Source organism: Paenibacillus barengoltzii NBRC 101215 (assembly GCF_004000745.1).
GTDB lineage: Bacteria > Bacillota > Bacilli > Paenibacillales > Paenibacillaceae > Fontibacillus > Fontibacillus barengoltzii.
Window position 1 is genome coordinate 1 of sequence record NZ_BILV01000067.1, and the last position, 26,122, is coordinate 26,122.

Genomic DNA, 26,122 nt, shown 5'->3' on the forward strand with positions numbered 1-26,122 from the left:
GTCCCGCAGGCGCGGACGCAGCTGGACCCGGCGCAGCAGCAGCGCGGCGTTCAACGCCGCTGCGGCGCCGTACGCGGCGACGCCGGCGATGGCGGCGCCGGTGATGCCAAGCTGCGGCACGAGCACCGCGTTCAACGCGGTCTTGAGCAATGCCGCAGCGAGCAGGTGCAGCGCCGGAGCGCGCACGTGGCCGAGGCCCTGGAGCAGGGCACTCGTCGCCGCGACCAGCGCGCCGGGCGCCGCCGTCCAGGCCACCCAAGCCAGGGTGGCCGATCCCGCCGCATCCTCGTACAGCATGACGTTGATGGGCGCGGCCAGCAAGGCCAGGCCCAGCGAAGCCGCCAGGCCGATCAGCCAGAACCAGCGCAAAGCCAGCTGCACCTGACGCCGAATCGCTTCGGTGTCTCCCTTCATCTGCAACTCAGCCATCGCGGGCACAAACAAGACCGACAGCGACGTCGCCAGCATCGTGACGAGCTGAACCAACGGGATACCGCGGTTGTATATCCCCACCTGGGCCATGATCCGCAGCTCTTCCCCATGGGCGGAGAGCAGCCGCGGCAGCGTGAACGTATCCACCAGGCTGATCAGCGGCACCCCCAGCGAAGCCAAGCTGATCGGCAGCGCAACCTTGAGGAGCTTGGACCATTGCTGCCCTTTAGTCTGAGGAAACGGCGGATCGGCCTCCGCTGAGGATTCAGCTTGCCGCCGCTGCCGTGAAGCACGGGTATAGCCCCGCCAATACAACAGCATCACGGCAAGCCCTGCAGCTGCCCCTGCGGAGGAGCCGACCAGTGCCCCGCCGGCAAGATCCGCATCAGCGGCTCCCACCCGGCTTAACGCCAGCAACAGGACGATCATCACCGTGACCCGAATGGCTTGCTCCACCACCTGGGAAACCGCCGTTGGCGTCATATTTTGATGTCCCTGAAAATATCCCCGCAGCGCCGCCGCCACCGGAATGAGCAACAACGCGGGCGCCGCTCCGCGAAAAGCCGGAATCAACAAGCTGCTTCCGATGAGCTGCGATAAGATCGGAGCGCCAAAATAAAGCAGCACCGCAAAGGCAACCCCCAACCCCAGCATCGTTGCCGATGCCAGTCGCAGCACCTCATTACGCTCCCTTTCCCATCCAGGGGCCTGGCGTTCCGCGATAAATTTGGCTACCGCCGCCTGAAATCCCGAGGTCGTGAGCGTAACTAACAGCGTGTACAAAGGGTAAACCGTATTATAAATGCCAAATACGCCGTCTCCCCCGATATTTTGCAGCGGGATCTTCTGCAGCATTCCCAGCAGCTTGGTGATCAGCGCCGCCGCGCTCAGAACGGCCGCTCCCTTGAGCAGTTTGGAGGATAGGCTTTCCTTCGTTTCCATCATGGCAACCTACTTTGCTTTAACAGTCATCAGCATGTTTTAAAGCTAACAGGTTCCATTATAAGACGAAACGGAGGCTATCGCCATTTCCTAAGTTCAACACAAAAAAACTTACACATCCCTCTACGTTTCGGACGGACGGCGTCCGCCCCAAACAGCGGTGTGTGTAAGTTCCTCCATGCGTCTTGCAAATATTTTGCGTTCTTTCTACTGCTCCATCTGTTTTGCGAGAAAACCGGCAGCGGTCTCTGCCATTTTCGATTCCAAATCGGACATTTTTACAGCATCGTCCTTGTTCACAAGCACCACCGTCCCAATTGGGTCCCCGCCGGCAATAATTGGCGCTATCACAAACGAAGAGATGTTCTCCGGATGATCCTTCGTAATTTCGTACGACCCCGACTCGGTTTCCATGATAATCTTGCGGCCATCCATACTGCTTTCCAGCAAAGAGCTGATCTGCTTGTCCAGGTACTCCTTCTTGGAAGCGCCTGCGACAGCAATGATGGTATCCCGGTCAGAGATTAAGGTAATATGGCTGGTGCTCTCATACAGCGACTCCGCATATTCCTTGGCAAAATCGCCCAATTCTCCAATCGGCGAATATTTCTTCAAAATCACTTCTCCATCCCGGTCCACGAAAATTTCGAGCGGATCTCCTTCCCGAATCCGCAACGTCCGGCGGATTTCCTTAGGAATAACAACACGGCCTAAATCATCGATACGGCGTACAATACCAGTAGCTTTCATTTCACTTGATGCCCCGCTTTCTTAGAAGTTTTGAACTACGGCTTGATTTTTTAAAGCTTCACCTAATCGGACTTTATACGTAATCTGCGGCTTACGCAGATGTATGCGCCATAAGCTTCGCCAAAACGAGCGGCCGAAGGTGGGGACAGGGATGGCTTGTTCTGTGATTCTGACCATAGTATTCATCCCGGGCGAACACCTTATTCATCATAATGAACCATGATTTTTAACAGTTGGATGTGTATAAGGAGCCGCAAGGCCGTCCGCACAAAAAAGCAGCACGGACCTCCCCGCGCTGCTTCTAAGCTCTGCTTTATTTGCTCGTATTCCCGCTATTGGAACCGGCATTGTTGGCAGCTCCGTTGCTGTCCGTCCCGGCATTCGTACCTTCATTCGTTCCGGCATTGGTGCCATTGCCCGCATTGGTGTCTGTTCCCGCGCCATTTTCGCCGGTACTTGTCTCCACTTTAGGCAATTCGATCTTCTTGATGATCTTCTTCTCCAGATCCCCCGCCATGAACTCGTCCAATTTGTTCGAGGCCAGCGTCGTTTGGATCATGTCCTTCTCTTCCTGGGTCAGATCCTCGAATTTCTTCTCGGTCCGAGACTCCACGCGGATGATGTGGTACCCGTATTCCGTCTTCACCGGATCGCCGATTTGGTTGAGCGGTTGGGTCAAGGCCGCTTGTTTAAAAGCTATTACCCAGTCGCGCACTTCCACGTTCTCATACAAACCGCCGTTATCCTTGGAGCCTGGATCTTCGGAGTACTGCTTCGCCAACGCAGCGAAATCCTCACCCTTGTCCAGTTTCGCTTTGACTTCCTTCGCCAGCTTGAGCGTTTCCTCTTCCGTCCGCTCTTTGCCGTCTGGATCGGTGAAGTTAATCAGGATATGACGAACGGAAGCCGTTGTATAATCCTGTTTCGTCGCTTCGAATTCCTTCTTCACGTCATCTTCAGAGATCTTCTGCATTTCGCCTTCCATCACGGTATAAATCCGAACCATGTAGTCCTTGAATTCGGCTTCGGATACCTTCTGGGCGTCCAGCATTTTCTTGAAATTATCTTCGCCGTAGGACGATTTCATCAAATCAAATTGCTCCTCGGCTTTCTTCTTACCGGCTTCCTTCGTCTTCGCGTCGGCTTTGGCTTCAAGGTACTCATAGGCGATCTCTTGCTTCACCAAATATTGACGGAAGTCTTCCATCTGCATGAATTGCTCCATTTGCGGCTGAAGGGCAAGCACGATCCGCTGCTCGCGATCGAATTCATTCTCCGTAATTTCGCCGCCATCGTATGTCGCGATTACTTTACTCGTATCGTTTCCTCCCGAGCTTGCATCCTTCTTGCCGCATCCCGCCATAACGGAAAAAGCCAATACCGCTACAAGCCCAATCAGCAGCATTCTCCATGAGCGCCTTTTACTTTGAAACATTCTGTAGTTCCCCTTTCGCTTTGAACGCATCCTTCAGGGCGCCGAGAAACTGCTCCAGCAAGCCCATCATTTCTTTGTCGTCCATTCCCTTGATATTTATCCGGATAAGCATCACGGATCCTTGACTAAATTGTACACGTCTTCCGAACAGATTGCCAACTTCGGCAAGCTTGCTTGGAACGATGGCTTGTTCCTGACCTTCGTAGAACTTGATCGTCACTTCCTCGCCCCGCAGTGTCATCGACTCGATGCCATACTGCTTGCCATACAGCTTGACGCGGGCAACCGCCAGGAGATTCTGCACCGCATCCGGCAACTCCCCGAACCGGTCGAGCAACTCGTCCTCCAACTCGGCCACGTCGTCAAACGTCTGCACCGAGGCAGTCTTCTTGTAGATCTCAATCTTCTGAATGCTGTCGTAAATGTAATCCGACGGCAAATACGCGTCGATGCCCAAATCGATCGTGGTGTTCCAAGTCGCCTCTGCCGGCGGCGTCTCTCCGAGCATCGTAATTTTCCGCTTCTGGATTTCTTCCGCCAGCATCTGCGAATACAGATCGAAGCCGACGGAAGCGATAAAGCCGTGCTGCTCCGCACCAAGCAAGTTCCCGGCACCGCGGATGGCTAAGTCGCGCATCGCAATTTTGAAGCCGGAACCGAGCTCCGTAAATTCCTTAATCGATTGCAACCGCTTCTCCGCTACTTCCGTTAAGGACTTATCCTTTTGATAGGTAAAATAAGCATAAGCGATCCGGTTGGACCGTCCGACACGGCCGCGCAGCTGATACAGCTGGGACAAGCCCATCTTGTCAGCATCATGCACGATCAGCGTATTGACGTTCGGAATGTCCACCCCGGTTTCAATGATACTAGTGCTGACCAAGACATCGTATTCCCCGTCAAGAAAATCGAGAATCGTCTTCTCCAGCTCCTGCTCCGACATCTGACCATGACCCACGACCACTCGCGCTTCCGGCACGAGCATCGAGATTTGGGCGGCAATTTCATGAATCCCCTGCACGCGGTTATACAAGTAATAAATCTGGCCGCCCCGGGCCATCTCCCGTTCGATCGCTTCGCGTACGAGCGATTGACTGTACTCGACGACATACGTCTGCACCGGGAACCGATTTTCCGGCGGCGTTTCAATAACCGACAGATCCCGTACGCCCAGCATGGACATATGCAGCGTCCGCGGAATCGGGGTCGCCGTCAGCGTCAGCACGTCCACGTTGGTTTTCAGTTTCTTTAACTTCTCTTTATGGGTAACGCCAAACCGTTGCTCTTCGTCCACGATCAGCAGTCCCAAGTCTTTAAAGACCAGATCCTGTGACAAAATGCGGTGGGTTCCGATAACGATATCCACCGTGCCTTGACGAATCCCTTTAATGGTTTCGTTCTGCTCCTTGCGGCTGCGGAAGCGGCTAAGCGTCTGAATGTTGATCGGATAGCCGGCAAACCGCTCCCGGAACGTCTCATAGTGCTGCTGTGCCAAAATCGTCGTTGGGACAAGCACCGCAACCTGCTTGCCTTCAATCGCTGCCTTAAAGGCCGCACGAATGGCAACTTCGGTCTTGCCGTAACCAACGTCACCGCACAAGAGACGGTCCATCGGACGACTTTGTTCCATATCTTTCTTGATTTCCTCAATGGCCCGCAGCTGGTCTGGAGTTTCCTCATACGGGAACATCGCTTCGAATTCCTGTTGCTCCGGCGTGTCCTTCTCAAATGCATACCCCGGGGCCGCCTGCCGCTCTGCGTACAGCTTAATCAAGTCGTCGGCAATATTTTGGACGGAGGAACGGACTTTGTTCTTGACGCGGTTCCACTCGTTACCGCCCAGCTTGTAGATCTTCGGCTCCTTGTCCTCAGAACCTACATATTTCTGAATCATGTCGATCTGTTCGATCGGCACCGACAGCTTGTCACCGCCGGCATAGAGGATATGCATGTAATCCTTGTGAATGCCGCCGACCTCCAGCGTACCGATGCCCATGTATTTCCCGATCCCGTGGTTCTGGTGAACGACGTAATCGCCGATCTTCAGCTCGGTATAGCTCTTGATCCGTTCGGCATTGTCCATGCTCTTGACGACACGGCGCGCTTTGCGCTGCTTCTGGGAGAACATCTCGCCTTCGGTAATCACAACGAGGTGTACCGAGGGCAGTTCGAAGCCGGACTGCAGGTTGCCTTGCAGCAATTGAGGCTCTTCAATGCCGTAATCCTGCAACACCCGCCGCATCCGATCCATGCGCTCTTCGGTGCTGGCCAGCATGATGACGTGAGCGCCGCTCTTTTTCCAACGCTCCATCTCCGCCTTTAGGACATTCATCTGCCCATGGAAATCCTGCATCGCCCGCGTCACGAAATTCACGATATTCTGCGGCTGGGAATGCGGGACTTGACGCAGGAACAGCGACAAGAACAACGTCTGGAACGGACGATGGTAGATCAGATGATCCACGTCCACCGCGAGCGGCAGGTCAGGGAGACTCTTCCCGTTCTGGTACAAGTGCAGATTCCACTCCGCCTCATCGCGTTCCAGCTGCTTGGCCGTTTCCAGCAGGCGCGACGGTTCGTCCAGAATCAGCAGCGTATCTTCTGGCATGTAGTCATATAACGTTTTTCGCTCTGGATAGATCAAAGAAATATATTTATAGATTTCCGAAAAATAAACATGCTCGCGCAGCATTTCGATCTCTTTGTACATCTCTTCACGGAGACGGTTTTTGGCCTGGCGATCGGTCATTTTATCCAGCTGGATCTCCAGCTTCTCCGAGAGCGCCTGCGCTGCCTGGCTCATCCGTTCCTTCGTTGCGATCAGTTCCTTGCAAGGTGGAATGAACACTTCCTTGATCTGGTCCACCGATCGCTGATCCGCCGGATCAAAGGTCCGGATCGAATCCACTTCATCATCAAACAGCTCCACCCGGTAAGCCATGGACGCTGTGAGCGGATAGAAGTCAATAATGCCCCCACGCAGGCTCATTTCGCCGCGGGATTCCACCCGTTCGACCCGCTCATAGCCTAGCTCGACCATTTGCGTCATGAACCGCTCCAGTTCCAGCGTGCCTCCGAGCCGGACGGTCAGTCCTGCTTCGGCCATAGCTTCCGGCGTTGGGATATAGCGGCGAATACCGGAATAAGGCACCACCACAATGCCTCGGAATCCCCGGGAGCATTGCAGCAGCACCTCGATCCGCTGGGCCAGCGTTTCCGGGCTGGATACCGCCGATTCAGCAGCAACCAGCTCATTCGCCGGGTACATCAGTACCTGATCCGGTGATAGCGCTTCCTGTAAATCTTCATAAATTTTCTGTGCGGAGAACATATTGTGGGTCACGACGAGCAGCGGTCGCTTCGTTTCCTGATGCAGCGCGGCTAGCATCACTTGCCTGGACGAACCCGACAAGCCGGAAATCAACTGCTCCTTCATGCCCGACTGAATGCCCGCAACCGTCGAAGCAAAATCGGTATCGCGTGAAAAAGCTTGAATAAGTGCTTGTAGCAAATGAGGCACCTCTCTTACTGCTGATGGATAGAAATCTATGGCTAGACGAAAAGGGTAAGTCCAGCTTACCCGAACCAAAAAGGAGCCTCAGCAACGTGCCAAGGCTCTATAACCGTATATTCCGGTAAATTTGTCCGTGTTCCTCGTAGCTTGCAGTTTACTGCAAAGGATTCGTAAGCAACATCAGTTCCGGGTTATGATCAAGGGCTTCCTTGCAATAGTCGCAAGTCACCCGGACCGTCATTTCGCCATTTGAATCATACGCTATTATATCTCTCCGCTCATCGGGGGTCAAGGAATGGAAGCCTAATTGGGCTTCTGTGACTTGAGGCGATTCGATTCTACCAATCACCGTTCGGCAGTGCCGACAAACATAGTTTACAGCCATCTATATGCCTCCTGAAGATTCATTATGTCTCCAGTATGCCCCAAGCGGACGGCTTTTAGCCTATCGACCCTGCTAGATCAATTATTTAGCCGTTAAACTTTGCCATCGTTTGTTCGAAGGTATGGTCCAGGCTATATTCCAATGCATCGCATGCCGCTTGAATGGACTGATCAAGCAGCGGCTTATCTTTCTTCGGAAACGGCGACAGAACATAATCTACGACCGCATACCCTGGCTCCGGCCGGGAAATGCCCATCCGAATTCGGTTAAACGTCTGCGTGCCGATATGTTGAATGATCGACTTAATGCCGTTGTGCCCACCGGCACTGCCTTGATATCTCAGCCGATTACGCCCCAACTCGGTGTCGAGGTCGTCGTACACCACGATCATGTCTTCAATCGACGCCTTATAGTAGTCCATATAAGCGCGCACCGCTTCGCCAGATAAATTCATGTAGGTCATCGGCTTGATCAGCACGACTTTCCCGCCCGGCAGCATCCCCTCTCCAATCAAAGCCTTGCACTTGCTTTGCTTGATCTCGATGCCATGCCGGCGCGCCAGCTCATCCACGGCCATAAAGCCGATATTATGCCGGGTTTTCTCATATTGGGCTCCCGGATTGCCGAGCCCTACGATCCACTTCATGGGTCATGTCCCTCCAAACGCTAATGTATCTTCAAACCGCCTCTGGTGCTTGATTGTTCGTTAAACTAACTACTACTTGCCTCGAATTAACTGGAAAATGTACCGTTAATTTCGGCGTGGATCGGCTGTCCGCGCAACTAACGGTAAAACCTACTGTTAATTTCAGCGAAATTGCCACTTTAGCGAAAAAGTACCCAAATTAACTATACAATTTACCGTTAAATCGCCCAAAACCTACGTTCCCGCCAAAATTAACGGTAGAAATTCCAGTTAGTTTGTATTCACCGACGGGGAGTGCCAACAATCCCGTCGTCCCTACTACTCCCCACCCCACTGCCACTCCAGGGCATTGCGGCCAACACCCTAACGAGGACGTTGCCCTCAGCGTATGGCCATCACCACTCGATCGGTGGGGCAGCATTGTCCGTTGGGCGGATTCAGGCAAGAGGGGGAAATGTTCTGAAGAAGCGAGGCGTTCGCCTTTGTGAGCGGATTTCTACCACTTCTGATTTTAGTCCAATTCAAGAAATCCGCGAGCAACAGCGATCGTAAGAACATTTCACACGGATGCCTGCCTCCGCCTAACACCCAACACTGCCAATACACCGATAGGGGTTACGTCCCCGATTGGGAGGACGCAACCCCTGGTGTGGCAGTGACCATTTTATTCGATCTCGAACAGCTTGCTGATCGACAGCTCCTCGTGCACGCGAATAATCGCTTCGCCCATCAGCGGAGCGACAGACAGCACTTTGAGCTTGCTTGTCGGATTCGGATGTGTGATCGGGATCGTATCGGTCACGATCACTTCCTTCAGCGGAGAGTTTTCCAGACGTTCCATCGCCGGACCGGACAAGACAGGGTGCGTACAGCAAGCGTACACTTCTTCTACCCCGCCTTCCTTGAGCGCGTTGGCACCAAGGACAATCGTACCGGCGGTATCGATGATGTCGTCGACGAGAATCGCAGTTTTCCCTTCGATGTTCCCGATAATGTTCATGACTTCGCTGACATTCGGTTCTGGACGGCGCTTGTCGATGATCGCCAGCGGAGCGTTCAGGAAATCCGCCAGCTTACGGGCACGTACCACCCCGCCATGGTCAGGCGAGACGACAACCGGATTCGCGATATGCTTGGAACGGAAATACTGGGCCAAGATCGGCACGCCTAGCATATGATCCACCGGGATATCGAAGAAGCCTTGGATCTGCATCGCATGAAGGTCCATCGTAATGACCCGATGTGCGCCGGCTTTCTCGATCAGATTGGCAACCAGCTTCGCCGTGATCGGATCGCGCGAACGGGCTTTCCGGTCTTGGCGGGCGTAACCGTAATACGGGATAACGACATTAATGCTCTTGGCCGAAGCTCTTTTCAAAGCATCCACCATCACGAGGAGCTCCATCAAGTTATCGTTGACAGGTGCGCAAGTCGATTGCACCACATAGACGTGGCAGCCCCGAACGCTTTCGGACAGCTTGACCTGTATTTCGCCGTCACTAAAGCTCGTCGTCTCCGATTCGCCCATCGGAATGCCGATATAGTCGGCGATTTGATGAGCCAATTTCGGATTGGAGTTACAGGTGAATATCTTTAATTTAGAATCACAATAAGTCATAAAATTAAAACCCTCCGTGCTGTGTAGATAGCGTCAGGGAGTCTCTTAAACAACCCGCCTTCACAGCTACCCCGTCTATTCAAATGGTCACTGCAGATCACTGCATTTGAAATTAAGATTGTCGCTGTCTTTCCTTCTTCGCTTTCGCCCGGGCACGAATCTTCTCGGCATAGCCGGGTTTATTCTCCTGCCGGGTTCTGGCAATAGCAAGATCATTGTCCGGAACCGATTGCGTAATCGTGGATCCGGCAACGACATAAGCGCCTTTGCCCACCTTCACCGGAGCGATCAAGTTGACGTTACTGCCAACAAAAGCATCGTCCTCAATCTCCGTAATGGACTTATTATAACCATCATAGTTCACTGTTATCGCGCCGCAGCCAATATTCACGTTCTTACCAACCTTCGCATCGCCGATATAGCTGAGGTGCGAGACTTTGGAGCCTTCATCGAGGGTTGCATTTTTGATTTCAACAAAATCGCCAACCTTCACATGTGCTCCGAGCTTCGCCCCTGGACGCAAATAAGCGAAAGGACCAACTGTCGTCTCCTGGCCGACTTCCGCCTGGCTCAGCACCGACTGTTTCACCTTCGCGCCGTTTTGGATCACGCTATCTTCGATTTCTGCAGCCGGCCCAATCACGCAATCTTCGCCGATGGACGTTTTCCCGGATAGAACGGTACCTGGATAAATTACGGTATCCGCTCCAATGGTAACATCGGCCCCGATGTACGTAGAAGCTGGATCAATCACCGTTACGCCGTTCAACATATGGCCCCGCACGATGCGTTCCCGCATGACGGCTTCAGCTTCCGCCAAGGCCACCCGGTCATTGACGCCAATCGATTCGCGAACGTCTGCTACCGCATAACCTTCGACAATTTCGTTCGCCTGCACCAAAATGCCGATCACGTCGGTAAGATAATACTCCTGTTGCGCGTTGTTGTTCGTTACTTTCTCCAGTGCAGCAAACAATTTGGCATTATCAAAGCAATAAGTGCCTGTGTTAATTTCCTGCACGGCGGCTTCCTCCGGCGAGCAGTCCTTCTGTTCAACAATCCGTTCAACCGTTCCGTTAGCGCCGCGGATCACTCGGCCGTAACCATACGGTTGTTCCATTACCGCTGTAAGTACGGTTGCTGCCGCTCCCTTACGTTGATGAAGTTCGAAAAGAGCTTCCAGTGTTTCCGCCGTAACCAAAGGGGTATCGCCACAAATAACCAGTGTGACTCCTTCTTCTCCCGCCAATAATGGCCCGGCCTGCTTGACGGCATGTCCGGTTCCCAGCTGTTGCTCCTGCAACACGTATTCCGCCGATGAACCCAAATAGGATTTTACAGCTTCAGCTCCATGGCCAACAACGACGATGCTGCGTTCGCAACCTGCTTCTTGAACCGCATTTAGTACATGCCCAACCATCGGTTTGCCGCAAACGGGGTGAAGCACCTTATAGAGCTTGGACTTCATCCGTTTCCCTTGGCCTGCGGCAAGAACGATCGCTAATCTCTTCAAGTCCCCGGCCTCCTTCTTATTTTTAAAAAAAGAAGTATTTCTCTCTCTCTCATTAAAACTCATTACTGAATATATCTCATTTAGGGCAAAAAGAAAAGGGAGCCATGCGGACATGGCTCCCTTTTCCTCGAACCCCAATTGATCGATAAATCAAATAAATGCGACTTACGCCCCTTCTTCAATCGCTTCCTCTTGTTCGGCGGCGCGCTCGTACTCAGCCAGAACAGCGGCTTGAATCTTCTCGCGAGTACCGGAGGAAATCGGATGAGCGATATCCCGGAACTCCCCGTCCGGCGTGCGCTTGCTAGGCATTGCTACGAACATCCCATTGTTCCCATCGATGACGCGAATGTCATGAACAACAAATTCGTTATCGATGGTAATGGATGCGATGGCCTTCATTCTGCCCTCAGAGCTGACTCGGCGGAGTCTTACATCCGTAATTTGCATATGTGTTCACCACCTTTTTCCATCAGAGACTTGGTGTATTATTCCACACAGCAAACCGAAATCCTTTTTTTTTGATCAACAAAATGGCCTAAAATCACGATTTTTTTTGATAAAACGGGGTTTTCGACATGTTTCGTCGAGAATTCTTACAATTTGAGGAGATATCGACATAGTTCTTATTGTTCAAATTTCGAAAAATAATTCCCAGGTTCTACTGAAATCTCCTTCTCCTTGGGATCTACCGCCCGAAGTGTAGCCAGGGAAACGTAATCATGTAGCAGACGCTGTTCGCTGGCAACTTCGCCCGATTCAACCAGAACCCCAACTCCTGCAACCTCTGCGTTAAACTCGGCCAACAGGTCAACCATCCCTTGGATCGTGCCCCCCGCCTTCATAAAGTCATCGACGATCAAGACGCGAGAGTGTTCCTTCAATGCCCGGCGCGACAGCGTCATCGTATGCAGGCTCTTGTGGGAGCCCGATACGTAATTGATGCTAACGGCGGATCCTTCCGTCACCTGATGGTCGCGACGAACCAGGACGACGGGCAGATTCAGTTCCGCTCCCGTTGCATAAGCGAGAGGGATCCCCTTCGTTTCCACGGTCATGATGCAGTCGATCTCCAAATCGCCGAATACGGTTGCAAACAACTTGCCCGCTTCATTCATCAACGCCGGTTGTCCCAAAAGATCCGACATATACAAATATCCGCCCGGTAAAATTCGGTCTGGCTGCGCCAGCTTCTCACAGAGGTGCTGGATAAAAGCGTTCGCTTGCTCCCGTCCGACCCGGGGAATATATTTCACGCCGCCGGCCGCCCCGGCAAGCGTCAGCAATTCCCCCATGCCTTCGCCTTCAAACACTTCTTTAATAATCCCCAGATCCTCGCTGATGGACGACTTGGCCGCCCCATACCGTTGCGCAAAGGTAGTCAGCGGGATTAAATGGTGTGGTCTAGACAACAGATAATGGGTCATCTCCACCAAACGAGCGCTTCTTTTTAATTTCTTCACGAAGTACCCCTCGCTAAATCCGAATATTTTAATGAAACTATAACACTTTTGTACGGATTTGTCCAAGCCTTGGAACGAGGAAGGAGTACCCGGCTTCAGTTCCGCAGCCGAGCTTCAAGTCAACAACCGTACGGCGTAAACCTCTTTGCAGAACCCGCGCAATCCGTTATAGATGCGGGACACCTTCGATTCTTTCGAGACGAGCCCAAATACCGTAGGTCCGCTGCCCGACATTAACACGCCGTCCGCGCCAAGACGCAGCATTGCCTCTTTCAGTTGCGCTACCTCTGGATGAAGCTCCAGCGTCACCTGCTCCAGCACGTTACCGAGCGCTTGGCATACCTCCGTGAATGAGCGTCTCTCCAGCGCCTCTCGCATCCGGATTGCCGATGGATGATCGGTAATTTGCTCCGCCTGCAGGCGCCCATACACCTCGGCCGTCGACACGTTGATCGGTGGCTTCGCTAACACCACCCAGCATTGCGGCGGATTCGCCAGCGGCGTCAACACTTCGCCTCGCCCTGTCGCCAGCGCCGTCCCGCCCGTCACGCAAAACGGCACATCTGAACCCAGCTCCGCCCCCAGCTCCTTGAGCTCCTCTTCGGGAATGCCAAGCTCCCATAAACGGTTTAAGCCCCGCAGCGTCGCCGCAGCATCGCTGCTTCCGCCGGCAAGGCCGGCAGCGACCGGTATTTTCTTATCGAGGTGGATATAAACCCCGCTCCGCACATTGTAGCGTTCCTTGATCAGCTTCGCCGCTTGAAACGCCAAGTTCTTCTCATCCAGCGGAATATATCCGGCCTGGCTCGAAATAATGATTGTATCCCGCGGAAGAGCGCTCATTTCCAAACGGTCCGCCAGATCCACCATCGTCATGATCATCTCGACCTCATGGTATCCGTCGGGACGTTTATGTAACACGTCGAGCATTAAGTTAATTTTGGCCGGTGCTTTTTCGTAAATTTTCATGCCGCTTCCCCACCTCAGCAATTCCGTGGAATATCCGCATCCATCCGGTCTTATTAGCACATTCTTTTATTCTAAAAAAACGTTGCCTCCACGTCTATGTATGAAAGACATTTTTTTCTCCCTCTATCTTACTTCATCCAACGAAAAAAACGAAGCTCCCTGAAAGGGACGCTTCGCTGTGGCAGAGGTTATTGCTGTTTCGCGGCTGCCTTCTCGGCAAGCTCAATCGCCCGCTTCACCATATTGCCCGCATCTTTGGCCTTGATGCCGCCCCAGCCCTCCTGCTGGACGGTATCGTAAAATCCCAGATCCTTCGCTAATTCGACCTTCAAGTTCTCCGACATCACGCTGCGTCTTCTTCGCGACATGGTCAGTCTCCTCCTTTTGGCCATGGAAATAGGAACGATGGTTAGTATACGCGAGCACCGATGCGAGCATACACCGAGATTTTGTCCATCTAAAGTGAACACCGGCAACCTTGGTGGATGAACCCATTACCCGTAAAAAAAAGAAAAAAACGGTCTCACCCGAAGGCGAGAACCGTTTGCGGTTTGATTCATGATGTTCACGGTTTAATATACGAAATCCGCATCCCGTCGTTGTCGTCATAAACCATAACTTCAACGGATTCGGTCAGTATATCGGCATAACTGTAAGACACACGCTTAAAGGTTTGCTGCTCTTGATCCAGCTTCACAATGAAGACCGAAGGATAGGTCTCCTCCAATACTCCAGTGCGTTCGACGGTCTTCCGGCGACCACCGTTTGCCCGGAGCATAATTTTCTGTCCAACGTGGGCGTCGAGACTATGCTTTATTTCCGACAGCGCATTTTTAGCCATTGCCTGTGACCACCTTCTTTCTTTGTCCATTATACAGGAAAGTCACAAACTTGTCAAATCGAAATAAATAATTATATCAGCAGCAAAAAAGATGTGTCAACGATTATTTTTCGACATTTTCTTTTTACCTGATGGCTAAAGAGCCAGGTACTAAAAAATAACCGGAAGGTCCTGGGGCACTAGCCTCAGTTCCTTCCGGCAACCCTTTCACATGGACGGCACCACTTTCAGCGTCGACAAGTCCTTCAGTTTGGGCAACCCGATTCGGTAACTGCCACGAGTCTCGATCCCGCCAACCCCCTGGGCGCCGCTGATCGTATGATTCAGCACGTCAGTAATCTGGATCGTATCCCGAATCGAGGTGAGCGACGCTTTAGCGGCGATATACACCGGATCCAGCGCATGGATCAGCACCCGGCCGGGCGAACTAGCAAAATTAGCCCCCGCCTGCAGCAGCGCCTCAAAATGCGACTGGCAAGCGCCGGCCACAATCGTTAACGTATCGAAATTCCGTTCGTATTGCCGAGCCATTTGAATGGCCTCCACAAAATACTTGGAATTTTTATAGCTGGTCAAATTATAAAGATCGCTGGTGGGGCGCGATTTTAACACGCCGTCATGACCCGTGATCACGACGATATCCGGCTTGACCACAGGCAACAGACGGTACAGCGCATTTGCCATTTGCGATTCCGTGACATAATAGCCTTGAACCGGGACGCGCAGCTTCTGATACAGGCTTAGGCTCTTTTGTAAATAGCGTTCGTCCCCATCTAAATGCAGGACCTTCCCTGGGACCTCAAAATAGGCCGTCTCTCCTTGCCCATACAGATCCCGTCCAATCACCATTCGATTGCGTTCTGCCAATTCCTTGCGGTCTTGCGTTAACCGCTTCAGCGATTCCGTCGCCTTAATGCGGGCCCGCTGCGTCGTCTCTCCTGGGGAAGCCGGGTCTACCCTGACCAAATCGGTTAAGGGCGCATCCGCCAGCAGCCGGAATTCCGTTCCTTTAATAATCGCTTCACTCCGCACAATCTGTTCGATTCGGAACGTAACATCTCCACCGTATGATTTGCGGACGACCAAGTCTCCCAAATTCGCCAAATCCATCACCTCTATCCCATCGTATGGGCGATAAGAGGGAATGGTTACACGCGGAGTTCCTTCACGCCGGCATTCAGCAGCGTATCGCTCAGCTTGGCGAACTCGTTCAGGCTTAAGGTCTCCGCTCGCCGGGAAGGCTGAATCCCGGCTTCTTCCAGCAGTTGCTCCAGTCTCTCGCGCCCTTCCTTCGGGAAGAAGCGGCTTTTCAGATTGTTGGAAATCGTCTTGCGTCTCTGGGCAAAAGAGGCCTGTACCACCTCGAAGAAAAAGGCCTCATCCTGAACCGCCACCGCTGGGGTCTCCCGCACGGTTAAGCGAATCACGGCAGACTCTACATTCGGCTGCGGAATAAACACGCTGTGCGGCACCGTACAGATCATCTCCGGAATGCTGTAATACTGCACGGCGATGCTGAGGCTGCCGTAATCCTTGCCGCCAGGAGCCGCGGCCATACGCTCAGCCACTTCCTTCTGGATCATGACGACGATATTTCTCAGCGGGAGCTTCTCTTCCAGCAGTTTCATCATGATGGGAGTCGTCACGTAGTAAGGCAGATTGGCAACGACACTGACGCCGCTCACCTCACTGAACTCAGCCGCAAATAAAGCCTGCAGGTCCAGCTTTAACACGTCGCCATGGATCACATGGACGTGCGGGTACGGCTCCAGCACCTCCTGCAGAATCGGGATCAGTCGCTGGTCGATCTCGACCGCGGCCACCTTGCCCGCCTCCTGCGCCAGCTTCTCCGTTAACGCGCCGATTCCGGGTCCGATTTCGAGTGCCCCCTGGCTCTCGTCCAATTCGGCGGCGGCAACGATTTTACCGAGGATGTTCTGGTCGATCAGAAAGTTTTGCCCCAGGCTCTTTTTGAACGAAAAACCGTGCCGCTGGATGATCTCCTTCGTCCGGCGCGGTGTGGATACGTCTTCCCTTATGCTCATGGTTCTTAAACTCCTTTGCTTTCCAACTCGGCTAACGCAGCTGCAAACTCCTCGCGGCTGATCCGGAACACGGTTAACCGCTTGTAGAGCTGCTTTCCGTTACAATATCCGATACCCAGCAGCTCGCCCAGCGCTTTTCGCCGCGCCGCCGCTTGCGGGTGCACGATTAACCCTGCGTTTATCAAGTCTTCCCAGGTGATCGCGGCCTCTACTCCAGGCGCTTCGCTGCGGACCCGAGATAACGCGGCGCGAATCGCCTCCGGCGAGGCGTTCTCCACCCCGATGTCGCCTCGCTTCGTCGCCTCCGCCTCCGGCAGGAAAGCGTGCTTGCAGCCCGGCACCCGTGCGGCCACAATTTTGCGAATCCGCTCCCCGGCATGGTCGGGGTCCGTAAAAATAATCACGCCCCGGCGTTCCTGCGCCAATGCGATTTTCTTGAGCACGGCTTCGCCGATCGCCGAACCTCCGGTCTCGATGGTATCCGCCTCTACGGCGCGCTTAATGGCCACGGTGTCGTCTCGACCCTCCACCACGATGACCTCTTTGATCATGAATTTGTCTTCCTTCCTGTTCTTGCTTGTCTCCACCAGAATAACAAAAAGAAGAGGATCATTACATCCTCTTCTAATCCACTGTCTTATTCATCATCCTAATACTATCTCATTCCCTCCGCATTGTAAAACGAAAGAGAACGAGACCTTAGTTCAATTCCGGCTTCGTCGGACCGATCACGTAGACGGTGCGGCCCTTCTTACGGCCGAATTTCTTCGCATCCTTCAGACTATCAAAATACACATCCATCTTATGGCCATCGATGGCCCCGCCGGTATCCTCTGCCTTACGGAAGCCGATTCCTTCGATGTATACCCACCAACCAAGCGGAACGACGTCTTTATCCACCGCAATCGTTCTGCCTTCTGTCACGCGGGTACCCGAAGCCGTGCGGGTGCCAATCCCGTCTTCTTCCGCCGAATACGCGGTTAACGTAACATTTTTCAAGACTTTTTTATATTTGAATGAGACGCCACCTTTAGTCGTCGTTCCGCTGATGTTCACCGTATTTCCCTTACGGCTGATGCTGGCCGACAGAACCTCGGTAGGTTTCTTCGTACCGACTGCGATCACCTTCGGCTGAGCTTCTTTGGAGACCTCTTTGCCGAGCCAACGCTTCGCCACGAATTTTCCGTCTTCGTAAGTTTTCTCAATGTTGTGAATGACCAGACCTTCGGAACCTTCCTGGATCACTTTCGTGGTGCCTTTCAGCAGCTTGTCGTCCGACGTTTTGACCACGCTAAAGGGCACGGCCTCCTTCGTCTGCACCGTTTGCTTGCTGACCCGAACGACCTTCACATTCAGGTTCTCGGTAACTTTACTGTCCAATGTCGGAGTCACCTTGTCGTCTTCACCCAAAGTGATGCCGAGCTCGGACAATACGCCCTCGACTTTGCTTTGCGTCGTGAAGTGGACTTTCGTATTGCCGTCCGCGGTCACACTGACCGGCTTCGCGCGTACTATGACAATGCGGTCACCGTTCTTCAGCGAGCTTTCCAGCGGGAGGGATACTGAATCCTTCGCACTGAGCTTAATCGATTGTTCCTCCAGCAGATGAGCTACACTGGATTGGGTTGTCTCCACTGACTGGACATTCCCGTCCACGATCAGGGATACTTCCTTCTGTGCCTGGCTATACAGCCAGATTAGGATGATGATGATTCCCGCGATGGCCAGAACGCCGACGAGCGCTATCTGACGTAAATTCTCATGCTTCCATCGCATTGCGTAAGACATGCTGGATGAGCGTGATTCATGGGTCTCCTCTTTGCGGAAAATGCCCATTTCTTCCGTCCTCCTTCATAGTCCCGCCGTCTAGGTCGATGCATGATAACGATTGACGCGACTACAGTTACTTTTTACAAAACGCCTAAGGTAGTCAAAAAGTCATCTTTTGATCACGAAGCAGGTCAAGAAGTGAATTCGGCATCGAATCTTGAATTCAGCCGGGCCTTCCGTTGCTCACGTACTCCCATGTACGCTGCGCTACTCAGTCCCTAGCTTCATCCAACCTTCTCGGTGCTGAAAACCTGACTTTTTGAACACTGATCTTAAATTTAATCCTAAGCGTTTTGCATCCTTGACCAGTCTCTCCTGCTTGTCGTCACCTCCTGTTTTCCAACAGTATGACGACCCTATTACTTTTATTCAAAACAAAAGAAGCCGGGAGAAAGAGTTAGAGGAACTCCTTCGTGGCTTCTTGAATGTCTTGGGTGTAATAGCTGCACGAGTGACCTCTCTTATTCGCTTACGAGGTTAGCTGTCGGGTTCGGGCGAAAGAGAGCCGCCCTTTCTCAGTACATTCGCTCATGGCGCAATGACCTTGAATTCACCCCATAGACCCTGGAAAGAAATCAAATACGAACGCGATTAGGCTGCCGCCAACCTGCAATTCGTATTGGTTCCCCCGTTCTCCGTCATAAGGAGATTCAGCGAGACTGGTTCATGGAACCAAGCATCGTATGGTTCAGTCCAAAACGAACCGAATCGATACTGAAAAGATTCTATCCTGTTTCGATGCAGGTTGTAAAGGAGGAATCAACCACGTTTTTTTAAAAAAATGGTTAAAAAAATGTAATGACCTTGTTTTTGAGGGTTAAAAAGCATTAATCTTTCCGAAATCCTCTTTATTTCATCCGTTTTGCTCTCAAATACTCGGAATTCCAAATCGTTCCAATGCATTTCGGGTGGTAATTTCCGCGATTTCCTCAAAAGTAACCCCTTTGAGCTCGGCTGCCATTTCCGCAACCAAACGAACATGAGCAGACTCATTTCGTTTACCACGATATGGATGCGGCGTTAAATAAGGGGAATCCGTTTCGATCAGCAAACGGTCCATCGGCGTCTTGGCCAACACTTCCTTGGGTTGTTTTGCATTTTTAAACGTAATCGGCCCGCCAAACGACAAATGAAATCCCAAATCTAGACACATTTTGGCAATTTCCCAACTGCCGGAGAAGGAGTGCATCACGCCTCCAACCTCGTTGGCCTTCTCTTCCCGAAGGATGCGAACCACGTCTTCGTGAGCGTCCCGATTATGAATGGAAATCGGCATACCTAAGCTGCGAGCCAGTCCAATTTGCTGGCGAAAAACCTTATGTTGAACGTCCTTAGGGGACGTATCCCAATAATAATCCAGCCCAATTTCTCCGATGGCGACGACCTTTTCATGCTTGCACAATTCTGCAATCCAGTCCAAATCGCCCTCTTGCATCGTAATCGCGTCTTGCGGATGCCATCCGACCGCGGCATAAATGAAGTCATAGGTCTCTGCCAGCTTCATGGTCGAAGGGATTGTCTCACGGTTAAATCCGATGTTGATCATCCGCGTAACCCCTTGTTCCACAGCGCGCGCGATCACTTCCTCGCGGTCCTCGTCAAATTGGGGAGCATCCAAATGCGTATGCGTATCAAATAACATAAACCTTGTCATCCTCCTATTTCCGTTGCTCGAAAATGCGGGCTACCGGGCGAGGCAGCCGATCCATTACAGCACACAATTTATTATCCGGATAGTACAAATGCGTCTTCCCGCGGTGTAATCCGCTGATTGATCGTACGATATCCGAGACTTCCGAAATTTCCCGCAGCCGCTCCTGCCGGTCCAACAACAAAATTTGCTTCTGCCGAACCCCGCCGTCCGGACGGAACACATCATACGGCAGATCCGTCGGAAAATCAATTTCCATGTCGTATTCAGGTTCAAGCCCGACTTGTCTGAAGGCGTTCCGAATCTCGTCCAGCATTTCCAGCTCCGGTGAATCTAATTCTACATATTTATACAGCTTACGATTCAAAAACCGAGAACATAAATCGCTTAACCGCTCGTCGTCTTCTCTCGTCCACTGCATGAAGGTCGTTTGCATCAGCGCCTCGTCCAGCTGCAAATAATCGGTTACGCTGATATCCCCATGAAATAAGTTCGGCAACGGATGCGGCAAGAAGCAAAAAGAATGCCCGCTTCGGTATAATTCCTTAGCCCGACGCAAAATTTGCCGGAGAATGATCTCCGAGCTCCGCGTCACCGGGTGGAAATAGACCTGCCAATACATCTGATACCGCGACATCAAATAGTCTTCCACCGCATGCATCCCCGATTCTTTGACAACAACCCGCCCTTGAAAAGGTCGAAGCATCCGCAGAATTCGGTCCATGTCAATCGTCCCGTAGTTTACGCCGGTAAAATAAGCATCCCGCAGCAAATAATCCATCCGATCCGCATCCAGCGGGCTAGACACCAAATTCACCACAATCGGATTGTCATAATCCTTCCGGATCACCGCAGCCACCTTGTCCGGAAAATCCGGAGAAATCTCGCGCAGGACGTTCCCCACCTCGGTTTCCCCCAAGAGGATTTTGCAGGTCCAATCCTCATGATGCATTTGAAAAGCTTCTTCTATAGAATGGGAAAACGGACCATGCCCCAGGTCATGCAGCAGCGCCGCACACAAAGCTACCAATTTCTCACTGCGGGGCCAATCGGTGTAGCCGCTTCGTTCAAACTGCGAAATAATCCGCCGCGTAATCTCGTAAACGCCAAGCGAATGGGAAAAACGGCTATGCTCGGCGCCATGAAAGGTCAAATACGATGTTCCAAGCTGACGAATCCGGCGAAGCCGCTGGAATTCCGGCGTATTAATGAGCGACCAGATCACTTCGTCCTGTACATGAATATAATTATGTACGGGGTCTTTGAACACTTTTTCTTCGCTAAGCCAACGATGCATGAACCAACACTCCTTTTTCATAAAATTTGGCGGGTCACCGCGTGGAGACGACAAGATATGTCGAATTGTGTCGTAAAATGACCGGATGACGATTTCCAAAATGTCGAATTATAGATCATTGTGAACTTGCTAGATTCCGTAAAGGTTCTCGGAGTTGTGTATCCGAATTTTTTAGAAATAATGTTGAACTATACCATAAATAGGTTGACTAATCTGGCAATGGTTGGTATTATAAAAATCAGAAAAGATAGAATGATGTCGAATAATGACAATTCCAAATTATAGCGAGAGGGGCAATCATCCTATGATGAAATCCACAGGTATTGTAAGAAAAGTAGACGAATTAGGCCGTGTTGTCATTCCAATTGAATTGCGCCGCACTCTGGGGATCGGAGAAAAAGATGCGCTCGAAATTTATGTAGACGGTGAACGGATTATGCTCAAGAAATATGAGCCGGCTTGCATCTTCTGCGGTAATGCGGAGAACGTAACTTACTTTAAAGGCAAAATTGTTTGCCATGAATGCATTACGGAGCTTCCGACCCCTGTGACAAATTAAGAAATATAGTATATAATAGATTTACTGAAACTGTTAATTCTAACCTTTTTCATATCTCCTTGGCGCCTTCCTAGGCTTGAACCCGGCTTAGCGAAGGCCCCTTTTTTGGCCGAATTGGATAATATTTCATGATTTCGGAGAGAAGTGGGGCTACAATAATTGATTGTAGATATCCCGCTTTGCAACCCCCCGGTCGGCCGCAGTTTTTTTCATGGCTTCCTTCCGCGACAGCCCTTCTTCCGTTTCGTAATGCCGGACATGCTCCTCCACCGTTAGCGCTTGCCACCAGGCATCCCGCTTCTCCTTCACTTGGTCGGGATGTGCCCCTTCCACAACGAGGCAATATTCACCCAGCGGCGGATGCTCCTGCAGCCAAGCCAGGCAATCGTGAATCGTCCCCCGAGCCATTTCCTCATAACGCTTGGTTAATTCTCTCGCCAATACGATTCGCCGATCTCCCCAAACCTCGAGAAGGGACTCCAGCGTTTTGATCAATCGATGCGGCGATTCGTACAGCAACATCGTTCCCTCTTGATCCTCCAACGACTTCAACAACCGTTCCCGCTCTTTATGATCTCTTGGCAAAAATCCAAGGAACGTAAATCGATCCGTTGGCAAACCGGAAACGATGAGCGCCGATAATGCAGCATTCGCTCCGGGCACCGGAACGACTGCGATACCCGCCTCTAGCGCCAGCTTCACGAGATCACTTCCGGGGTCGGAAATCGCCGGCAGACCGGCATCGCTGACTAGCGCTAAATTTTTTCCTTCTATTATAAAGCGGATCAATTCTGGGCCACTGGCGGCCTTATTATGTTCGTGATAACTCAGCAATTTACCTGGAGAGATGTCGAAATGCGTTAACAGCTTGCGCGTCTGCCGCGTATCCTCCGCCGCGATAATGTCCACCTCTTGCAAGGTGCGCACGGCCCGGTAGGTCATATCCTCCAAATTCCCGATAGGCGTGCCAACCAGGAACAACTTGCCGTTTCCTGCTGGGGTGGTGTCCCTCGCAGCATTTTCAAAGCTCTTCTGTACTTGAACGTTCATGCTCTACCCTCTTTTGGCCCGTAATAGATATTCATGATTTCTTCGCAGTATTCCCCGTTTTCATTATATACGATCAATGGCGGCAGTACCCGCACATCCGGCTTGCCGTCTCGCAGCGCCTCGATCAGCACCATGTTCGCTTCCGCTCCCGCTCTTGGATGCACAAACCGGATCACCTTCGGCTCTAGTCGATATTGGCGCAGCAACGTCATAATTTCCCCTAATCGCTGCGGTCTGTGAACCATCGACACCTTGCCACCGGGCCGAACCAGCCGCATCGATGCAGCCGCCACTTCCTCCAAACTACAGTGAATTTCATGCCTAGCGATCGCCTGATACGAATTCAGCTTCGCCTCGCCGCTGGTCACCGGCATATACGGCGGGTTTACCGTAATGGCATCGTACGCCCCGTGCCCCGTCACCTTCACCAGCTCACGTAAATCCCCTTCGCGAATTTCGATCCGGTGTGTCAGCCCGTTCATTTCTACACTGCGGCGAGCCATACCAGCAAGCCGCGGCTGGATCTCGATCCCCTCGATCTTCGCTTCCGTCCGCGTGGAGAGCAGCAACGGGATTACCCCATTGCCGGTGCATAGATCAAGAATTTTGCCGTATTTGGGAACTGGTGCGAACCGTGCCAACAACACGGCATCCATCGAGAAGCTAAACACCTCGTCGCTTTGAATGATATGTAAATCATGGGTCAGCAGGTCGTCAATCCGTTCCTGCTCATAAATAGGTACTTGGTTCATTGATTTGGAACTCCATCCTTTTTGTAGCCTAAATTTAAAAAAAACCGCAGGGACACCCCCACGGTTCATTATTTATTCAAAAACGACAAGCAGAACAGGCAGTCACCTTCGGTGCGCAGATGCCCGTAATAAACATTGCAAATATGAAAGCCCTCATGATAAAGACGTGCTAAGTTATCGTAGCCTTCACCGACGACGTCAATCGCTTCTTTGCCAGCCGGAACCGGACTATCGGTTCTGACCGACGCCGGCATGGGCAGCGGCCCTTCGGTGCTCTCCCGCTTTAATATTTTGCGCAGCTGTTCATTCTCAAGGCGAAGCCGCTGGTTCTCTTCCACCAGCTTCTTGACCTCCAACATGAGGCTGCTCAAATCGCCGTGTACTTTTCCCATTTGCGTTTCCAGCGCCTGCATACTTGTGAAAATGTCCTTGTTCTCCAAGTTCCCACCCCAGAGTCATCTCTAGAATCTATCTTGAAAAAGATCTTCTTTTATTTCAGGACGACATCGTCCAGCGGAAGCTCCTTCACTTTCCCAATTTCGAACAACTGTACATGTACGGTGCGGCTGCCGGCGTTGAGTCCAACGACCTTACCGTCACCCAGCGAAGTAACGACGATTTTGCCTACGGATGGAAGTTCTTCTTTGGTGCTTTCGTAGTTGTCATGCTCGAACTTCAGACAGCACATCAGACGACCGCATAATCCTGAGATTTTCGTAGGGTTCAGTGACAAGCTTTGGTCCTTCGCCATCTTGATCGATACCGGCTCAAAATCCCCCAACCAAGAGGAACAGCAGAGCACGCGTCCGCAGGGGCCGATCCCGCCAAGCATCTTGGCTTCGTCCCGCACGCCGATCTGTCTCAGCTCAATCCGGGTCCGGAAGATACTGGCCAGATCCTTCACCAACTCGCGAAAATCCACACGGCCTTCTGCCGTAAAGTAGAAGATGATTTTATTGCGGTCAAACGTAAATTCCACGTCGACCAGCTTCATTTTCAAATCATGATCTTTAATTTTATTTAAACATGTGACAAAGGCATTCTTTGCCGCAAGCTTGTTCTCCTCGACAACTCGGGCGTCGGCTTCATCGGCGATCCGAATGACCTTCTTCAGCGGAAGGACGACATCGGATTCTCCAACCTTCTTCTTGCCGACCACCACTTTCCCATATTCGATCCCCCGAGCAGTCTCAACAATAACGTGTTGATCTTTCTCTACCGGGAGGTCCAACGGATCGAAATAATAGATTTTGCCCGCCTTCTTAAAGCGGACGCCCACTACAGTATACAAAAACTAACCCCCTCGTATAGCTCTACAAGACTGGCGAACCGCAACTCACGAAAGCAGCGCGATCCAAAGAAACTATTACATTCCCTGCTCTTTCAGGGGAGAAAGTTTCATGCGAAGTCATAACGACCTGGTGTCTCATCTAGGTGCAGGTCTTACCGTTGTCCATCCACGGCAATCAAAAACTGCTCTACGCAGAGATTGGCATTCATATGCTGCCGCAGCTTCTTCTTGCTCTCTGCAGCCAGCGCCATGGCCTCAATCCACTGTTCTGCACTGCGGCTGGTACAATGTTGATTGATAAACTGAAGCTCATCTATGAAAACGATTTGATCATGTTTATGATAGAGCGCATGGATCATATCTTTGAACCACAAATGGAAAAGGCTGAACAGCATGTCCAAATGATCGGTCAACCCGGATTTGAACAATACCTGCTGCGCCGTAATTAATGGAGAGCCGCCACGGCCTGCGATCTCCTTTCCTAATTGTAACACTACGTTTCGAACTTCTGCAAACCAATTCTGCTGGATTAAATCACGGCATGGACCCAGTCCTGCCGCGAGATGAACGGCACTTCGAGCCAAGGTTGTCGAAAATCCCTCGTTCGCCAATATCTGGAGCATCGTCTCCGGATTCACCGGAGAGAATGGAACCCATTGGGCGCGCGATTGAATTGTAGGGAGCAAAGCTCGTCCATTATCCGACAGCAGAATTGCTACGGCCGGAGATGGCGGTTCCTCCAGAAATTTGAGCAAGCTGTTGGCCGCTTGCACTGTCATTTTTTCGGCTTCGTCAATAATATAAGCCTTAGGATTCCCGCTCTCCGAACGGTAAGAGAAAATCCGCTGCAGATCGCGGATTTGTTCGATTTTAATCGTTGCCCCGTCGGGCTTGATTGTAAACAAATCGGGATGATTGCCATGCAGTACCTTCCGGCACTCCAGACACTCCCCGCAAGCATCGTCTCCGCCTCGTGTGCAGAACAACGCCTGGACGAAGGCCATGGCCATTTCCATCTGCCCGCTTCCAGGCGGTCCACTAAATATATAGGCATGGGAGATTTCCTGGCGCCGCAGACTGCTTTGCAGCAATTGTTTGGCCGTCTCCTGCCCAATGATCTCTTGAAATGACATCTCTTC

Annotated in this window: 25 protein-coding genes and 1 riboswitch; of the genes, 1 reads left to right on the plus strand and 24 read right to left on the minus strand. The window is 51.9% G+C overall.

Annotated features, from left to right (window positions below; genetic code table 11):
* From PBA01S_RS17210 to PBA01S_RS17300, 19 genes are all read right to left on the minus strand, one after another.
* The coding region (locus PBA01S_RS17210) for a polysaccharide biosynthesis protein (RefSeq protein ID WP_255315381.1) at positions 1 to 1,374 on the minus strand (1,374 nt) is incomplete at its 3' end.
* 207 nt (positions 1,375 to 1,581) lie between these two features.
* Positions 1,582 to 2,124, minus strand: a complete 543-nt coding sequence (spoVT, locus tag PBA01S_RS17215) for a stage V sporulation protein T (protein WP_016314699.1) — start codon at positions 2,122 to 2,124, stop codon at positions 1,582 to 1,584.
* Positions 2,125 to 2,437: 313 nt separating this feature from the next.
* A complete protein-coding gene (locus PBA01S_RS17220; protein ID WP_127576420.1) occupies positions 2,438 to 3,559 on the minus strand; it encodes a peptidylprolyl isomerase in 1,122 nt (373 codons plus the stop codon).
* Positions 3,546 to 7,070, minus strand: coding sequence for a transcription-repair coupling factor (gene mfd / locus PBA01S_RS17225; protein WP_028539770.1), 3,525 nt, complete (start codon positions 7,068 to 7,070; stop codon positions 3,546 to 3,548). Before mfd ends, PBA01S_RS17220 begins: the two co-directional genes overlap by 14 nt.
* Before the next feature lie 157 nt (positions 7,071 to 7,227).
* On the minus strand, positions 7,228 to 7,458 hold the full coding sequence (gene fin, locus PBA01S_RS17230; protein WP_127576421.1) for an anti-sigma-F factor Fin: 231 nt from the start codon (positions 7,456 to 7,458) through the stop codon (positions 7,228 to 7,230).
* A gap of 85 nt (positions 7,459 to 7,543) precedes the next feature.
* The gene (gene pth, locus PBA01S_RS17235) at positions 7,544 to 8,104 is read right to left on the minus strand and encodes an aminoacyl-tRNA hydrolase (protein ID WP_009226346.1); all 561 of its coding nucleotides are present in this window, start codon (positions 8,102 to 8,104) and stop codon (positions 7,544 to 7,546) included.
* A 664-nt stretch (positions 8,105 to 8,768) separates the two neighbouring features.
* Positions 8,769 to 9,722, minus strand: coding sequence for a ribose-phosphate diphosphokinase (locus PBA01S_RS17240; protein WP_009226347.1), 954 nt, complete (start codon positions 9,720 to 9,722; stop codon positions 8,769 to 8,771).
* A gap of 112 nt (positions 9,723 to 9,834) precedes the next feature.
* On the minus strand, positions 9,835 to 11,235 hold the full coding sequence (glmU, locus tag PBA01S_RS17245; protein WP_028539768.1) for a bifunctional UDP-N-acetylglucosamine diphosphorylase/glucosamine-1-phosphate N-acetyltransferase GlmU: 1,401 nt from the start codon (positions 11,233 to 11,235) through the stop codon (positions 9,835 to 9,837).
* Between the two features lie 165 nt (positions 11,236 to 11,400).
* A complete protein-coding gene (gene spoVG, locus PBA01S_RS17250; RefSeq protein ID WP_009226349.1) occupies positions 11,401 to 11,685 on the minus strand; it encodes a septation regulator SpoVG in 285 nt (94 codons plus the stop codon).
* Between the two features lie 176 nt (positions 11,686 to 11,861).
* Positions 11,862 to 12,698 carry a pur operon repressor gene (purR, locus tag PBA01S_RS17255; RefSeq protein ID WP_028539767.1) on the minus strand — a complete coding sequence of 279 codons (837 nt, stop codon included), beginning with the start codon at positions 12,696 to 12,698 and terminating at the stop codon, positions 11,862 to 11,864.
* A 114-nt stretch (positions 12,699 to 12,812) separates the two neighbouring features.
* Positions 12,813 to 13,667 carry a 4-(cytidine 5'-diphospho)-2-C-methyl-D-erythritol kinase gene (ispE, locus tag PBA01S_RS17260; RefSeq protein ID WP_028539766.1) on the minus strand — a complete coding sequence of 285 codons (855 nt, stop codon included), beginning with the start codon at positions 13,665 to 13,667 and terminating at the stop codon, positions 12,813 to 12,815.
* Between the two features lie 188 nt (positions 13,668 to 13,855).
* Positions 13,856 to 14,035 carry a small, acid-soluble spore protein, alpha/beta type gene (locus PBA01S_RS17265; RefSeq protein WP_016314706.1) on the minus strand — a complete coding sequence of 60 codons (180 nt, stop codon included), beginning with the start codon at positions 14,033 to 14,035 and terminating at the stop codon, positions 13,856 to 13,858.
* A 197-nt stretch (positions 14,036 to 14,232) separates the two neighbouring features.
* A complete protein-coding gene (gene veg / locus PBA01S_RS17270) occupies positions 14,233 to 14,508 on the minus strand; it encodes a biofilm formation stimulator Veg (protein ID WP_009226353.1) in 276 nt (91 codons plus the stop codon).
* Positions 14,509 to 14,715: 207 nt separating this feature from the next.
* Positions 14,716 to 15,618: a sporulation peptidase YabG gene (gene yabG / locus PBA01S_RS17275; protein ID WP_036700888.1), complete on the minus strand. Its 903-nt coding sequence runs from the start codon at positions 15,616 to 15,618 to the stop codon at positions 14,716 to 14,718.
* Positions 15,619 to 15,656: 38 nt separating this feature from the next.
* Positions 15,657 to 16,553, minus strand: coding sequence for a 16S rRNA (adenine(1518)-N(6)/adenine(1519)-N(6))-dimethyltransferase RsmA (rsmA, locus tag PBA01S_RS17280; RefSeq protein WP_127576422.1), 897 nt, complete (start codon positions 16,551 to 16,553; stop codon positions 15,657 to 15,659).
* A 5-nt stretch (positions 16,554 to 16,558) separates the two neighbouring features.
* Positions 16,559 to 17,104: a ribonuclease M5 gene (rnmV, locus tag PBA01S_RS17285; RefSeq protein ID WP_016314709.1), complete on the minus strand. Its 546-nt coding sequence runs from the start codon at positions 17,102 to 17,104 to the stop codon at positions 16,559 to 16,561.
* 148 nt (positions 17,105 to 17,252) lie between these two features.
* Complete coding sequence (locus PBA01S_RS17290) at positions 17,253 to 18,389, minus strand: resuscitation-promoting factor (protein ID WP_028539763.1); 1,137 nt, start codon at positions 18,387 to 18,389, stop codon at positions 17,253 to 17,255.
* A gap of 445 nt (positions 18,390 to 18,834) precedes the next feature.
* Positions 18,835 to 19,049: riboswitch (cyclic di-AMP (ydaO/yuaA leader) on the minus strand.
* A 202-nt stretch (positions 19,050 to 19,251) separates the two neighbouring features.
* A complete protein-coding gene (locus PBA01S_RS17295) occupies positions 19,252 to 20,025 on the minus strand; it encodes a TatD family hydrolase (protein ID WP_028539762.1) in 774 nt (257 codons plus the stop codon).
* A gap of 16 nt (positions 20,026 to 20,041) precedes the next feature.
* Positions 20,042 to 21,331 (minus strand): HD domain-containing protein, encoded by a 1,290-nt coding sequence (locus PBA01S_RS17300; protein WP_127576423.1) that lies wholly within the window; start codon positions 21,329 to 21,331, stop codon positions 20,042 to 20,044.
* Positions 21,332 to 21,635: 304 nt separating this feature from the next.
* Here PBA01S_RS17300 and PBA01S_RS17305 point away from each other — a divergent pair, with 304 nt between their 5' ends.
* Positions 21,636 to 21,890 (plus strand): AbrB/MazE/SpoVT family DNA-binding domain-containing protein, encoded by a 255-nt coding sequence (locus PBA01S_RS17305; protein ID WP_009226360.1) that lies wholly within the window; start codon positions 21,636 to 21,638, stop codon positions 21,888 to 21,890.
* 150 nt (positions 21,891 to 22,040) lie between these two features.
* On the opposite strand, the gene rsmI is transcribed toward PBA01S_RS17305, so the two are convergent.
* The 5 genes from rsmI to holB form a co-directional block, all read right to left on the minus strand.
* The gene (gene rsmI, locus PBA01S_RS17310) at positions 22,041 to 22,940 is read right to left on the minus strand and encodes a 16S rRNA (cytidine(1402)-2'-O)-methyltransferase (RefSeq protein WP_036646180.1); all 900 of its coding nucleotides are present in this window, start codon (positions 22,938 to 22,940) and stop codon (positions 22,041 to 22,043) included.
* Positions 22,937 to 23,692, minus strand: coding sequence for a tRNA1(Val) (adenine(37)-N6)-methyltransferase (locus PBA01S_RS17315; RefSeq protein WP_127576424.1), 756 nt, complete (start codon positions 23,690 to 23,692; stop codon positions 22,937 to 22,939). The genes rsmI and PBA01S_RS17315 overlap by 4 nt, the downstream gene beginning before the upstream one ends.
* 68 nt (positions 23,693 to 23,760) lie before the next feature.
* Complete coding sequence (gene yabA, locus PBA01S_RS17320) at positions 23,761 to 24,132, minus strand: DNA replication initiation control protein YabA (protein ID WP_016314715.1); 372 nt, start codon at positions 24,130 to 24,132, stop codon at positions 23,761 to 23,763.
* Positions 24,133 to 24,182: 50 nt separating this feature from the next.
* Positions 24,183 to 24,983, minus strand: a complete 801-nt coding sequence (locus PBA01S_RS17325) for a PSP1 domain-containing protein (protein WP_016314716.1) — start codon at positions 24,981 to 24,983, stop codon at positions 24,183 to 24,185.
* Between the two features lie 152 nt (positions 24,984 to 25,135).
* A complete protein-coding gene (holB, locus tag PBA01S_RS17330; protein ID WP_028539759.1) occupies positions 25,136 to 26,116 on the minus strand; it encodes a DNA polymerase III subunit delta' in 981 nt (326 codons plus the stop codon).
* Positions 26,117 to 26,122: the final 6 nt, after the last annotated feature.

What these genes read in the sequence shown, in the direction of transcription:
- fin (WP_127576421.1), bottom strand. Translation starts at nt 7,458, where the DNA reads ATGGCTGTAAACTATGTTTGTCGGCACTGCCGAACGGTGATTGGTAGA.
- PBA01S_RS17265 (WP_016314706.1), bottom strand. Translation starts at nt 14,035, where the DNA reads ATGTCGCGAAGAAGACGCAGCGTGATGTCGGAGAACTTGAAGGTCGAA.
- spoVT (WP_016314699.1), bottom strand. Translation starts at nt 2,124, where the DNA reads ATGAAAGCTACTGGTATTGTACGCCGTATCGATGATTTAGGCCGTGTT.
- holB (WP_028539759.1), bottom strand. Translation starts at nt 26,116, where the DNA reads ATGTCATTTCAAGAGATCATTGGGCAGGAGACGGCCAAACAATTGCTG.
- PBA01S_RS17315 (WP_127576424.1), bottom strand. Translation starts at nt 23,692, where the DNA reads ATGAACCAAGTACCTATTTATGAGCAGGAACGGATTGACGACCTGCTG.
- yabG (WP_036700888.1), bottom strand. Translation starts at nt 15,618, where the DNA reads ATGGATTTGGCGAATTTGGGAGACTTGGTCGTCCGCAAATCATACGGT.
- pth (WP_009226346.1), bottom strand. Translation starts at nt 8,104, where the DNA reads ATGAAGTGGATCGTAGGGCTCGGCAATCCGGGAGCCCAATATGAGAAA.
- PBA01S_RS17290 (WP_028539763.1), bottom strand. Translation starts at nt 18,389, where the DNA reads ATGGGCATTTTCCGCAAAGAGGAGACCCATGAATCACGCTCATCCAGC.
- PBA01S_RS17300 (WP_127576423.1), bottom strand. Translation starts at nt 21,331, where the DNA reads ATGCATCGTTGGCTTAGCGAAGAAAAAGTGTTCAAAGACCCCGTACAT.
- PBA01S_RS17295 (WP_028539762.1), bottom strand. Translation starts at nt 20,025, where the DNA reads ATGTTATTTGATACGCATACGCATTTGGATGCTCCCCAATTTGACGAG.
- PBA01S_RS17220 (WP_127576420.1), bottom strand. Translation starts at nt 3,559, where the DNA reads ATGTTTCAAAGTAAAAGGCGCTCATGGAGAATGCTGCTGATTGGGCTT.
- ispE (WP_028539766.1), bottom strand. Translation starts at nt 13,667, where the DNA reads ATGAAAATTTACGAAAAAGCACCGGCCAAAATTAACTTAATGCTCGAC.
- rsmI (WP_036646180.1), bottom strand. Translation starts at nt 22,940, where the DNA reads ATGAACGTTCAAGTACAGAAGAGCTTTGAAAATGCTGCGAGGGACACC.
- rnmV (WP_016314709.1), bottom strand. Translation starts at nt 17,104, where the DNA reads ATGATCAAAGAGGTCATCGTGGTGGAGGGTCGAGACGACACCGTGGCC.
- spoVG (WP_009226349.1), bottom strand. Translation starts at nt 11,685, where the DNA reads ATGCAAATTACGGATGTAAGACTCCGCCGAGTCAGCTCTGAGGGCAGA.
- PBA01S_RS17305 (WP_009226360.1), top strand. Translation starts at nt 21,636, where the DNA reads ATGATGAAATCCACAGGTATTGTAAGAAAAGTAGACGAATTAGGCCGT.
- PBA01S_RS17240 (WP_009226347.1), bottom strand. Translation starts at nt 9,722, where the DNA reads ATGACTTATTGTGATTCTAAATTAAAGATATTCACCTGTAACTCCAAT.
- rsmA (WP_127576422.1), bottom strand. Translation starts at nt 16,553, where the DNA reads ATGAGCATAAGGGAAGACGTATCCACACCGCGCCGGACGAAGGAGATC.
- veg (WP_009226353.1), bottom strand. Translation starts at nt 14,508, where the DNA reads ATGGCTAAAAATGCGCTGTCGGAAATAAAGCATAGTCTCGACGCCCAC.